Raw genomic sequence first — 12,999 nt, forward strand, 5'->3', positions numbered from 1 at the left:
GACGCCGGTTTCCTTGTAGAACGCCTGGATCAGATCCTTGCCGACACGGGAGGCCATCTCCTCGTGTACGGGCAGCATGGCCTTGCGCCACGCCGCGCGCTCCTGATCGGTCAGGGTGTCTTCATGGCGGCCAGCGCGTCGTCGTTGTCCTTCTGGGCCGGGCGATCACTGGCGCGAATCTGGCGTAGGAATTGCTTCGTCCCCATGCCGGCAACCGCCGGATCAAGGGGAAACCATGACGGCACAAGGCAAGACGCAGCACGCCGGCGTGAGCGACGGAGGCCCCGCCTCCCGCACGTTTCCCCCTTTTGGGAAAACCGAAGGGCGCCGGGTAGCGGTCATCATCGGCGGCGGCCCGGCCGGGCTCACCGCCGCTCTGGAACTGGCGCGCCGCACCGACGTGCTGCCCGTGGTGCTGGAGGCCGGTGACGATGTCGGCGGCATCTCGCGCACGGTCGTCCACAACGGCAATCGCATGGACATCGGCGGCCACCGGTTCTTCTCCAAGTCCACTTGGGTGATGAACTGGTGGAAGGAGATCCTGCCCGCCGACGCGCACGCCGAGGACGCCCTGCTGGTGCGCCGGCGGCAGTCGCGCATCTATTACCTGAAGCGGTTCTTCGACTACCCCGTGCGGCTGTCGGCGGGGACGCTGCGCGCCCTGGGGCTGGCGCGGGTGGCGCGCATCGGCGCCGGCTACCTGCGCGCCCGGCTGTTCCCGCGCAATCCGGAAACCTCGCTGGAGGACTTCCTGATCAACCGCTTCGGGCGGGCGCTGTATCTGACCTTCTTCAAGGATTACACGGAGAAGGTCTGGGGCATGCCGTGCGAGCGCATCAGCGCCGAATGGGGCGCCCAGCGCATCAAGGGCCTGTCGATCACCGGCGCCATCGCCCACGCGCTGCGCAAGCTCGCGGGCGGCGGCGGGGCGACGCGCACCAGCCTGATCGAACGCTTTCTTTACCCGAGGCTCGGCCCCGGCCAGCTCTGGCAGCGGGTAGCCGAGCGCGTGCGGGCGCATGACGGCCAGGTGCTGCTGAACCGCACGGTCATCGGCATCGAGATGCGTGACGGCCGCGCCGCCGCCGTGCTGGTGCGCGACGGGCGTGATGGCGGCACGCAACGGCTGGAGGCCGACTGGGTCATTTCGACCATGCCCGTGTGCGATCTGGTGCGCGCCATGGAGCCGCCGCCGCCGCCGGAGGTGGTCGAGGTGGCGGCTGCCCTGCCCTACCGCGACTTCATCACGGTCGGCCTGCTGCTGGACGGCATGAAGGGCGGCACGCCGCCGGACAACTGGATCTACGTGCAGGAGCCGGACGTGCAACTCGGCCGCGTGCAGGTGTTCAACAACTGGAGCCCCGACCTCGTCGCCGACCGTTCCAAGGTGTGGCTGGGGCTGGAGTACTTCTGCCGCGAGGGCGACGCGCTGTGGAGCCTGCCGGACGCCGACATGGTGGCCCTGGCCGCGGCGGAACTGGTGAAGATCGGCCTGATCGAGACGGCCGAGGTGCGCGATGCCAAGGTGGTGCGGGTGCCGAAGGCCTATCCGGCGTATTTCGGGGCCTACCAGGACTTCGCCGTGGTGCGCCACTGGCTGGACAGCGTGCCGAACCTGTTCCCGGTGGGGCGCAACGGCATGCACCGCTACAACAACCAGGACCACTCCATGCTGACCGCCAAGCTGGCGGTGGACGCCATCGCCGAGGGGCGCACCGACAAGGCGGCGATCTGGGCGGTCAACATCGACGACGAGTACCACGAGGAAGACTCGGCCCCGGCCAAAGCCGCACCGATCCCGACCCCCTGCGCGGCGGCAGCGGGCTGACCTACCCGGCCGGCGGCGCCACGACGAACACCCGGTACTTCTGCGCCAGCTCGGGCGGAAGCTGAACGCGGCGCAGCCAGGGCGGCAACTCGCGGCGCATCATGGCCACCATCACCGCGTCCCTGTGCTGGGCAAGGCCGGACATCGGCATCACCTCGCGCGAACACAGCACGAGCGCCGTGACTCCAAGGCGTTGAGCGACCTCGGCGGCCCGGTTCGGGTCCTCGAAGAAGAAGGTGTGGTAGTCGCGCAGCGCCGCCTCGGCGCGATGATAGGGGCCGGCGATCACCGGGCGCCCGGTCTCGAACGCGAACTGCGGTCCCGCGTGCATGGAGGTCGCCACCACGCCGCTCCGGTCGGGCAGCAGCCGGTCGAGCCCCTCTGCCAGCTCCTCGAACCGGCACAGCCGGTCGGTGTTGGGCTTGGCCGGAAAGGCAAGCTTGCCGATGCCGTACTGCGCGGCGGCCAGCGGATAGGGCCAGACCAGCAGCGCCACCGCGAGCGCGGTGGCGGCGACCGGCGCCGGACGCAGCGGCGACCGCCCGACCGCCGCCCACACGTCGCGCACCATCAGCATCCACGGCACCGCACACGCGATTTGCAGATAGGGCGACAGGCGGCTGGTCAGGAAGCATCCCGCCAGCATCGCCGCAATGGGCGCGGCGTGAGCGAACGCCCAGGTCCGCCTTTGCGGGTCGCGGAGCAGAACTAGCAGGTAGAGCAGCGGCGGCAGGCTCTCGCCCGGCCCCACGGTGAACTGGACGCGCTCGTTCGGCGTGGCGAGCGAATAGGCGTACTCGTTGGGAACCACGAGCATCCGCGCGTAGGGTCCGGTGTCGGCAAGCGGCTGCCACGCCGGCAAGGCGAGGACGCCCGCCACCGCGGCGAGGCCGAAGACCAGCGCCGCGGCGCCGAACCGGGCCGACACGCTTCGCGGCCCGAACCGCCCCTCGGCCAGCATCAGCCCGCGCAACGCCAGCGCGATCACCAGTATGGCGCCGACATGGATGACCGACAGGCGATCGTTCTCCACACTGAGCCAGTCCGCCGGCACCCGCTCCACCGCCAGAGCCACGGCCGCAGTCACCAGCGCCGCGTCGGCGAAACGGCGTGCGGCGCGCAGATCCGCGCCTCCGATGATCCAGGCGGACAGCAGCACGCCGAGGCCGAGCGCCAGCACGACCCCGCCCTCGGGCGCCGCCGCCCAGAGCGCCAGACCGGCGGCGAGGCCCGCCCATCCCGGCCGCGCTCCCGGCGCACCGGTCAGCGAGCGGAAAACGGCGGCGTACGCCACGGCAAATCCGCCCAGAATCAGCAGATTGTGATCCAGGATGCCGAGGCGGAAGCTCGCCAGCCACTCCCAGGACATGATCAGCACCGGCACGATCAGCATCGACGCGGCGCGCGAGACGAAGGGTCGGGAATGGCGGCGCAGCCCGATGGCGACCGCCACCATCACGGCGGGCGGCAGATAGAGCCCGACCGCAAGCAGGACCTCACGCGCCTCCCAGCCGGTCAACGCCTTGAGCGGCACCGCAACCGCCAGCACCGACAGGTCGAAGGCCCGCGTCCAGTGCAGGGGCAGCCCCTCCGGCGGGTGAATGACGTGCAGCGCCGTGTCGAACCATGGCCCGCCGCCCCACAGCTCCAGCACGCGCAGGGCGTGGGTGTAGGCGTCCGGGTCGCTGAGCAGGCGGATGGCACCGCCCTGCAACCCCGGAACCATGCCGGTCATGACCAGGAAGACCTGCACGGCAAGGACAACGCCGGCAACGATCAGGTCACAGGAAAGTTCCAGGGCGCCATCGCGGCTCATCACGGTCACCTGCCAAATCGATGCGGCAATATACACGGCCGCTTCCGGGCGCCAATATGCCGCGCGACGGCGCTCCCTGCTGTCCCGCAAAATCCACTCCGCCCGCGGGATCTTTCCCGGAATTGGGAACGATGGGACGGAGACCAGCCGCGGCGACGGTGGCTTGGAACTTGCTCTATGATCGGCTGGGTTTTTTGGCGGAGGTTCCGTGCGCGCGCACTCCTGGTGGCCATTGGCAGCAGCGTCCGGGGCGCTCCTGTTCTGGATGGGTGTCCATTACCTTGCCGGTGTGCAGCCGCTGTCCGAAGGCGGGCTGTGGGATGCCGACGCCTACCTGTGGCTTCTCAAGGTGCGGCAATTCCTGGACCGGGGCGACTGGTACGCAGCACCATTGACCGCGCTGAACGCCCCGTCCGGCCTGGATCTGCATTGGACGCGCCCGTTCGAACTGATCCTCGCCGCCGGAACCTGGGTCGGCAGCCGGCTGACCGGCGACACGCAGGGGGCATTGTGGGCCTGGGGGGTTCTGGTCAGCCCGGCGCTTGGACTGGTGGCGGTGGCGGTGCTCCATTGGGGGACGCGGCCGGTGCTGCCGGGCTGGGCCTTTGCCCTCGGCGCGTTGCCGTGGACCTTCCACCGCGGCGTAATCGCCGCCTTCTCCCCCGGCCGGCCGGACCATCACGGACTGCAATTCCTGCTGACCGCGACGGTGCTCGCCCTTTTGCTGCGCCACGCCGTGGCACGTCGTCCTGCGACCGCCTGGGGCGCCGGAGCGGTGGCTGCCCTGGCCGTCTGGGTCAGCCCGGAGGGATTGCTGACGTTCGGCTTCGGCAGTCTGGTGCTGGCGGTGATGGCGCTCCGGGGCGGCGCGCCGTTCGGCGATCTCACCCGCTCTCTCAGCGGATTCGCCGCGACGATCCTCCTGGCCCTCGCCGTCGAGCGGCCTCCGGCAGACTGGTTGCTGGCGGAGCAGGATCGCCTGTCCGTGGTCCACGCCGCCCTGGCGGTGATTGCCTGGACGACCGGCTTGGCCCTGGCCGCCGTCGACCGGCGGCTGGCGCCGCGTCTGACCGGGCGGCTCGCCCTGATGGTCGCCGCGGGGTTGGCCGCCGCCGGTGCGATGGTCCTGGTGTTCCCGGACTTCTTCCGCGGCCCCCTCGCCGGCATGTCGGACCTGATGCGCGAGGTGCAGTTCGACCGGGTCGCGGAGAACCGCTCGCTGATCCCCCGCGATGCCCAAAGCCTGTTCGGCTTCCTGACTGAACTGGGGCAAATCGCTCTGGCGGCGGCGGTGACGCTGTGGCGCCTGCGGACCGCCGGGGGACCGCTGCGCGACGCCCACATGGTCAACGGCGTGGGCCTGCTGATTTTCGCCCCCTACGGCGCGCTGATGCTGCGCAACGCCATCTTCGCGCAGATCTTCTTTCTGCTGCCGCTCTGCGATGTCGCCGTGCTCGCCACGGCGGCCGTCCTCCGGCGCCGGGAGCAAGGATTGCGGCCGTTCTGGCCCGCGGCTGCGGCCGGCGTCGCGGTGCTCGCCCCCATTCTGGGTGCGGCGGTCATTCTGGCCGGGCGGATTGGCGGCGTTCACATCGCGGCGTACGACCGCTGCCCCTATGAGCGCCTGATGCCGACCATCGCCGCGTTGCGCCCGAGCCTGCCTGCGGGCGCAACGGTGATGACTTCGCTCGACGACGGGCCGGAGATCGCGTGGTGGACCGGGCTGCCGACCATCGCCGGCAATTTCCATCGCAACGAGGCGGGCGTCCTCGACGCCCTGCTGTTCATGGGCTCCGAGGCGCCCGACCTTCAGGCCCTCGGCGTGGCGGAACAGCGGCGGGTCGGGCTGGCGCTGTACTGCCTCCGGCCGGACGAATCGAACGGCCCCGGCTTCCTGATCAGCCGCCTGCGCCGACGGGCGCCGCCGCCCTGGCTGGCTCCGGTGGCGCTGCCGCCGGACTTGGCCGGACGCTTCATCCTGTACCGGAAGCTCCCGGTCAGGCGAGCGCCGGTTCCGGGGTGACGGCAAGGACCTTCGGCAGCGCCACCAGCAGAACGCTCCCCTCGTCGACGACGGACTCGATCCAGATGCGGCCGCCGTGGCGCTCCACGATCTTGCGGCAGACCGCCAAGCCGATCCCCGTACCCTCGTACTGTTCCCGCGTGACCAGCCGCTGGAACACGCCGAAGGCGCGGTCGAAGTCCTTGGCCGCGATCCCGATGCCGTTGTCGCGCACCCAGACCACCCACTCGCCCCCGTCGTCGCGCCATCCGACCTCGATGTGCGGGGCGCGGCCCGGCGCGCGGTACTTCACCCCGTTGCCGATCAGGTTCTGGAACAGCCGCGTCAGTTCGATGCGGTCGCCCCGCACCGTCGGCAAGCCCTCGGCGACGACCACGCTCGCGCCGGACTCCGTGATCGCCACCTCAAGGTCGAGCAGGCAGTCGGCGACGGCCGCGGCCAGCGGCACCTCCTCCAGCGGATGCTCCTTGCGGCCGATGCGCGAGTATTCCAGCAGGTCGCGGATCAGCGCGTCCATGCGCTTGGCACCGCCCATGGCGAAGCCCATGAACTCCCGGACATCCTCATCGAGCGACGCGCCCAGCGCCCGCTCGATGAGCGTGAGGTAATTGGTGACCGCGCGCAGCGGCTGGCGCAAATCGTGCGAGGCGACATAGGCGAACTGCTCCAACTCCTCGTTCGAGCGCCGGAGCTGGATGGCCTGCTGGTTCAGCAGTTCGTTCACCTCGGAGATGCGCGCCTCGGCCTCCTTGCGGTAGGTGACGTCCTCCTTGATGCCGGCGTAGCGCACCACCTCGCCGTCTTCGCCCAGGACCGGGGAGATGGCGACCGATTCCCAATAGAGCGTGCCGTCCTTCTTGCGGTTCTTCAGCTCGCCGACCCAGCTCCGGCCGGAGGTGATGGCCTCCCACAGCTCCGCATAGGTCTCCGCCGGCGTCTCGCCCGAGGCGAACACCCGGCAATGCCGGCCGATCAGTTCCTCCTTCGACCAGCCCGTCACCTGGGGGACGCGTTCGTTGACGTACTCGATGCACCCGTTGGTGTCGCTGATGACGACGGACACCGGGCTCTGCTCGACGACCTGGGCCAGCATCCGCAGGCGCACCGACGTCGCCGCCCGCTCCGTGATGTCGGAGCCGGTCCCGCGGTAGCCGAGGAAAGTCCCGTCGTCGCTGAACCGCGGCGAGCCGCTGATGCTGATCCACAGGGCCCTCCCATCGGCGGAGCCCAGCCAGTAGCGGAAGTCGCGGAACGGCCGGTGCGCCCGCAGATCGGCAAAATGCCGGAGCCACGCGGTGGAGACGATTTCGTGCCCGTCCGCGATCAGTTCCTCGCGCCGCTTGCCCAGCAGTTTGAAGGCGGCCGGGCCGAGCACCGCCTTGAGCGACGGCGAGAACCAGCGGAAGCGGTGCTCGGAATCGGTCTCCCAGACCCAGTCCGTCGTCGATTCCACCAGACTGCGGAAGCGCTCCTCGCTCTCCTTCAGCGCCTCTTCGGCGCGCTTGCGCTCGGTGATGTCCTGCGCGACGCCGAGATAGCCGGTCACCTCGCCGCTTTCCGAGCGCACCGGCGTCACCGCCAGCGACACCGCCAGACGGCTGCCGTCCTTGCGCACATAGGTCCATTCGCGCCGCTCGTGTCCGTCGCGTTCCGCCACCGCGACCAGGGTGTGGAACGGCCTCATGGGCGTCGCGTCGGGCGCGTCCAACTGGTCGTTCCGCACCGACATCTCGCCGTGGTCATGGAACAGGTCGGGCGTGTGCTTGCCCACCACCTCCTCCTCGCCATAGCCGAGCATGTGTTGCGCCCCGGTGTTGAACAGCGTGATCACGCCGTCCCGGTCGGTCGCCACGATGGCCACTTCCGAGGCCGCCGACAGCACGTCCTGGAGGCGGCGCGACAGGTCGCGGATCGCGTCCTCCGCCCGCCGGCGCTCGGTGATGTCCTGCTTGATGGCGACGTAGTGGGTGATGCACCCCGCCGCGTCGGTGACCGGCGAAATGCTGGCCTGCTCCCAGAACAGGCTGCCGTCCGCGCGCTTGTTGTGGAAGACGCCGAACCAGGTGCGGCCGGCGGTCAACTCGTCCCACATGGCGCGGTATTCCGCGTCGGTGGTGTGGCCCGATTTCAGGATGCGCGGGTTCTGGCTGCGCACCGCGTCGAAATTGTAGCCGGTCGCCTTGGTGAAGGCCGGGTTGACGTAATCGATGTCGCCGTCCCGGTCGGTGATGACGATGGAAACCGTGCATTGCTCGATGGCCGTGAACAGGCGGCGGCGTTCGTCTTCCAGGCGGCGGCGGTCGGTGATGTCGTGGACGATGGAGAACAGCAGCTGGCGTCCGGCCAGATCGATGGGGCCGGAATGCACCTCGACGTCGCGGACCTCGCCGTTGGCCAGACGGTGGTGCGCGAAGAAATGGGGGCGGCGCTCCTCCTGCGCGTGGCGCATGGCGTGGGCGAGGTCCTCGGGCGTCAGCGTGTTGATCTCGCTGATCGGCATCCCCGTCAGCCGGGCGGCGTCGTAGCCGTAATAGGCGATCGCCGCCTTGTTGGCGTCGACGATGGTCCCGTCGGCGGGATCGACCAGCAGCATGGCCGCCTGCGCCCCGGAGAACAGGGCGCGGTAGCGGCGCTCGCTCGTCTCCACGTCGGCCAGGGCGGCTTCCAGCGCCCCGGTCCGCTCGGCGACCTGCTCCTCCAGCCCCTCCTGCGCCCGCCGCACCGCCACGAGCATGCGGTTGAAGGCAAGCGCGAGCTGCCCGACCTCGTCGCGCCCGACCACCTCGGCCGGGCACGAGGCGGGGCCGTCCGCGGCGATGCCCGCGGCGGTCCGGCTCAGCGCCTCCAGCGGCGCCGCCAGCCCGGTCGCCATCCGCCGCGCGAGCACCAGTGCCAGCACCACCGCCACCAGCACGCCGCCCAGATAGGCCGCCAGCACCGGCAGCAGTTCCTCCGGCATGGACAGGCGCCTCTCCAGGCCGAGCCGCAGCGTCGGGCCGCCGTCCAGCGCCACAGGCATGGTCAGGCTGATGGCGGACCCGTCCGGCGGCGTGCCGGCACGCAGGTCGAGGGCGATCCCGTCCGAGGTCAGGCGCAGATAAGTGTCGCGTCCCTCGCGCACGATGCTCTCCAGCACGCTCGCCAGATCCATGGAGGTGACGGTGTAGCCCTCGGCGCGGCCGGTGCCGGGGTAGAGCACCGGCATGACGACGATCACCCGCGGCCGGTCGCCCCCCGCCGTCTGGCCCACTGTCTGGATAACCAGCTGCGGCCGCTCCGTGCGGAAGACCTCCGCCACCATCGGGTGGCCGCGCAGGCATTCCGGCGCACCGCTCTTGCGGCTGGCCAGCGGCTGGCCTTCGAAGTCGCACAGCGTAATCCCGTGCGGCTCGATCAGCGGCAGGCTGTAGTTGCCGAGGAAGGGCTTGAGGTAGGTATCGCGCCCGCGCGAATCGAGCAGCGCCGTGCCCATCACGGGGTTCGCCGCCAGATCCGCGGTGTTGCGAGTGAGGACGGACACCTTGTTGGACAACCGCTCGGCCGCCAGTTCCAACTCGTGGCGCATCTCCCTGCCCTGCTCCTGCCGCAGCAGCCAGACGCTGCCGGCCAAGCCCAGGCCGGCGAACAGCAGGCTCGCCGCCAGGATGCTGGCGACGGCCTGCACGGCGATGCGCCGGCCCAGCTTTTCTCCGGTCCAGTCGGTCCAGCGGCGCCACATGGTCAGGGTCCCCGCGCCGGGCTGGGCATCCGTTCGATGGCGCCGTCGCTCGCATAGCGCGCCAGGAACACCTCGTCGGCCGAAAGGGCGTCGTGCCGCCCCGGTGCGAAGGGACGCTCCAGATGCTTCACCAGCCCATTGTAGTTCCGCACGGACTCGAGCGCGTCGCGCACCGCCGCCCGGTCGGTCGATCCGGCCGCGTCGATGGCCTTTGCCAGGATGCGCACGAGGTCGTAGGCGTGGGCGACGCCGACCGGCGAGACGATGCGCCGCTCATCGGCCACGCCGCGCCGGACGGCGGCGTCGATGACCCGGCGGGCGACGGGATCGGTCGCACCGATGAAGGAATAGGTCTGCACCACCGCGAAGTCGATGTCCCGCAGGGCCGCGCCGACGCTGTCGAAGAAGGCCCCACCGGTCAGACCCCAGTGCGACAGCATGGGCAGGCGCTGCTCCCTGGGCAGGGCGGCGACTTCCTTCACCAGCAGCGAGCCCTCGCGTTCGTTCGCCACCACGATCAGCAGTTCGGCGTCGGCCGCGAGGATGCTCTTGTAATGATCGAGCATCGACGGTTCGCCCCAGTTGTACCATGCCTCGGCGACGATCCGCGGCGCCTGCCCGTCGTTCTCCAGGCGACGTATCGCGCGCTCGCTGCTGCGCCCCCATTCGGTGTTGGGCAGCAGCAGGCCTATCCGCGCCACGCCGCGCGCGCGGGCGTGCGCCATCATCGCCTGCACCGCCCAGGAGTCCCGTAGCGACAGGCGGAAGATGTAGTCGGGAACGAAGCCGTGCTCGGTGATCGGGTCGGCCGCCGCCCAGGGATCGAGCAGCGGCAGGCCCAGCCGGTGCACTTCGGGCACCGCCTCGACCACCACGGGGCTGTACTTGCCGCACAGCACCGCGACGACTGTGGGATCAGCCGCGAAGTCCTGCAAATTCCTGATCGCCCGCGCCGGGACCGAGCGGTCGTCCTTGATGACGACCTCGATCCGCCGGCCGCCGAGCACGCCGCCCGCCGCGTTGATCTCATCGGCGGCGATCTGCGCGCCGAGGTGAACGGCCTGCGCCGAGGTGCTGCCGACGACGCCGAATTCAGCGGAAATGCCGACCCGGACCGGCGGATCGTCCGCGCGCGCCGGGGCCGCCATGGCCAGCGCAAGCACGAGGCAGGCCCCAAGGACCGTTTCCAGTTTGCCGAACATCGACGTTACTCCCTCGCCCACGACGGCCAGGGCCGCCGCCGGGAAGACCGGCACAGGCAATTTCCCGAACCAGCCCGCGCAGACCAACATTTATGCTAATAGTATTACCTCTTTGGTCTTGGTTCCAAGGGGCTGGCTGGCGGCATCCGGGCTCGTGCGGCGGTTTGCCGCGAACGCGGGGCTTACGACCCGGCTACCGGACCGGGCCGCGCGCACTGCTCCGCGGGCAGATCGAGGACGACGGTCGTGCCGCCGCCGGGCGTTTCCTCGATGGTCGCCACGCCACCGGCGCTCTCGACGATCCGGCGGACGATGGCGAGGCCGATGCCCGTGCCGCCGTCGCCGGGCGTCGCATGCAGGCGCTCGAACACACGGAACACACGGTCGCGGTATTGCTCGGGAATGCCCGGACCGTTGTCGGCGACCCGGTAGCGGACGCGGTCTTCCGTCCGCTCGCCGGTCACGTGGATCGTCAGTGGCCGCTCGCCGAGCCAATGCCGCACGGCGTTGCCGATGACGATGGCGAACACCTCCTGCAAGCGCGGCGGGTCGGCGACGACGGGCGGAAGGTCTCCCAGCGTCACCTCCGCACCGGTTTCGCCGATGCGGTCCGCCATCCGCTCCAGAACCGCGCGGAGCACGCCCGCCACATCCGTGAGCCGCGCCGCGCCAAGCGGCTGGTCAGCGGCGAGATAAAGTTGGATGTCCCGCAACAAGTCCCGCATCCGGCCGGCTTGATCCGCGATGACGGTGAGGGAAAAGGCCACGTCCCCGTCGTCCGGCTGGCCGGCCAGCCGGGCTTGCAGGCGCTTGGCAAAGCTGACCAGCCGTCGCGCCGGCTCCTGCAAGTGGTGGGCGGACACCTCGGCGAAGCGCTGCAAATCACCGTGCGCCCGGTCGAGCTGCATCAGCAGCGACTCGCGCTCCATCTCGACCCGCTTGGCCTCGGTGATGTCCGCCATCATGCCGACGAAGTGCGTGGTGGCGCCCGCAGCGTCCCGCATGGCGGACACCGTCGACGAGACGTTGACGACGGCCCCGGCCTTGGTCTTGTTGAGGAATTCGCCCCGCCACGCCTTCCCGGCGCCAATGGTCGCCCACAGTTCGGTGTAGGTCTCGCTCGGCGTCCGGTCGCTCTTGAGCATCCGGGGGTTCTGGCCGGCCACCTCGTCCGGCGCATAGCCCAGCAGGGCCGTGAACGCCGGGTTGACGTAGCGGATGGAGCCCGCGGCGTTGGTGATCAGAACGGCCGTGGGCGACTGCTCGATCGCATGGAACAGCAGCCGCACCTGGCCTTGCAGCCGCGTGCGGCGGATGGTGCCCCGCAGCAGAACGCCGACCGCCACCGCCACCGTGGCCGTCGCGGCGATCAGCACCAGCAGCATCACCTCGTTGCTCTCGGCCCAGCCCTGCAACGTGTCCCGGTGCGACACTCGCAGTATGACGGCCATCGGATAGCGCGAGGACAGGCGGACGTTGGTGGCGGAGTCGGGCCACCACCGGGGTCCCTCCCCGGAGAAGCGCTCGTCGGCGCCCGACTCGACCACCGTCCCGAGCAGGCCCGCCCACCCCTGCGCGCCGGGCGTTCCGATCAACGGCACGCCGTCGAGCCGGGCCAGCGCGTAGGCTCCGCCGGCACCCAGGCCGACATCGGTGAAGAAGCTCTCCAGATGGGCGCTGTTGAGCGCGGCGATGAGCGTGATCGGATCGCTCCCCTCCGGCCCGCCGACTGTAACGCCCACGGTCACGAACGAACGGCCGCCCACCGCGCCGGCTGCCGCGACCGGGGGTGCGTTCCTTGCCGGAAGGAAGCGGCCCTCCAGGCGGATGCCGATGCGCAGTCCCTGACTCAGCCCGCCGTCCTTCTTCACGAAAAGCCCGATCCGCTCCAGATCGAGGGACTCGCCGCCGGCTTCGTTGCTGTCGGCGAGGACCGTCGATCCTTGGAGGACGATGATCTGCCGGAGGTGAGGCGCGAAGCGCAGGGCTCCCCGGATGCGGTTGCGGGCGATGGCGACGTTGACGTCGCCGTCGCGCAGTCCGGAAAGCGAATCCTCCGCGATGGAGGTCAGCGTCGTTTCGACGGACTCGAGCGTCTGCGTCAGAGCGCGTTCGACCATCCGGGCCGACACCGCGGCGCGCGCGTTGCGCTCCTGCACCGCCTGATCGAAGCTCGCCCAGACCGCCAGCACCAGCAGCAGGATCGAGGCGGCGGTGACCGCCATCGCCTGCACCACGACGGCCCGCGGCATTTCGCCGCCATCGGAAGCGAACGAGTCGGGAATGGCGGTCACGATCGGCTCTTCCGCGCGCCGCCGATCTCGACGATCATGCCCGCGTTTCGCGAACGGACGAGAGAGCGAGGGCCATGATGAAGAGCGCCAGTCCGGCTTTGTGGCCGGCTTTGTGCGT

6 protein-coding genes are annotated in these 12,999 nt (G+C 70.2%); 2 read left to right on the forward strand and 4 right to left on the reverse strand.

The window, feature by feature from the left end:
- The first annotated feature begins 235 nt into the window (after nucleotides 1–235).
- A complete protein-coding gene (locus ACSVDD_RS21515; RefSeq protein WP_448191444.1) occupies nucleotides 236–1,828 on the forward strand; it encodes an NAD(P)/FAD-dependent oxidoreductase in 1,593 nt (530 codons plus the stop codon).
- 1 nt (nucleotide 1,829) lies between these two features.
- Here the strand turns inward: ACSVDD_RS21515 and ACSVDD_RS21520 are convergent, their stop codons facing one another.
- On the reverse strand, nucleotides 1,830–3,644 hold the full coding sequence (locus ACSVDD_RS21520; protein ID WP_448191445.1) for a hypothetical protein: 1,815 nt from the start codon (nucleotides 3,642–3,644) through the stop codon (nucleotides 1,830–1,832).
- Between the two features lie 208 nt (nucleotides 3,645–3,852).
- On the opposite strand from ACSVDD_RS21520, the gene ACSVDD_RS21525 reads away from it, so the two are divergent.
- The gene (locus ACSVDD_RS21525; protein WP_448191446.1) at nucleotides 3,853–5,667 is read left to right on the forward strand and encodes a hypothetical protein; all 1,815 of its coding nucleotides are present in this window, start codon (nucleotides 3,853–3,855) and stop codon (nucleotides 5,665–5,667) included.
- On the opposite strand, the gene ACSVDD_RS21530 is transcribed toward ACSVDD_RS21525, so the two are convergent.
- The 3 genes from ACSVDD_RS21530 to ACSVDD_RS21540 form a co-directional block, all read right to left on the reverse strand.
- On the reverse strand, nucleotides 5,642–9,385 hold the full coding sequence (locus ACSVDD_RS21530; protein WP_448191447.1) for a PAS domain S-box protein: 3,744 nt from the start codon (nucleotides 9,383–9,385) through the stop codon (nucleotides 5,642–5,644). The genes ACSVDD_RS21525 and ACSVDD_RS21530 overlap by 26 nt on opposite strands.
- 2 nt (nucleotides 9,386–9,387) lie before the next feature.
- Entirely contained in the window at nucleotides 9,388–10,641 is a 1,254-nt protein-coding gene (locus tag ACSVDD_RS21535) for an ABC transporter substrate-binding protein (RefSeq protein ID WP_448191448.1), read from the reverse strand.
- A 128-nt stretch (nucleotides 10,642–10,769) separates the two neighbouring features.
- Nucleotides 10,770–12,881 (reverse strand): sensor histidine kinase, encoded by a 2,112-nt coding sequence (locus ACSVDD_RS21540; protein WP_448191449.1) that lies wholly within the window; start codon nucleotides 12,879–12,881, stop codon nucleotides 10,770–10,772.
- Between the last annotated feature and the right edge of the window lie 118 nt (nucleotides 12,882–12,999).

This window comes from Azospirillum terrae, assembly GCF_053470425.1.

Bases quoted from the DNA above. Each gene is read 5' to 3' on its own strand.
- ACSVDD_RS21515 (WP_448191444.1), top strand. From the start codon at position 236: ATGACGGCACAAGGCAAGACGCAGCACGCCGGCGTGAGCGACGGAGGC.
- ACSVDD_RS21520 (WP_448191445.1), bottom strand. From the start codon at position 3,644: ATGAGCCGCGATGGCGCCCTGGAACTTTCCTGTGACCTGATCGTTGCC.
- ACSVDD_RS21530 (WP_448191447.1), bottom strand. From the start codon at position 9,385: ATGTGGCGCCGCTGGACCGACTGGACCGGAGAAAAGCTGGGCCGGCGC.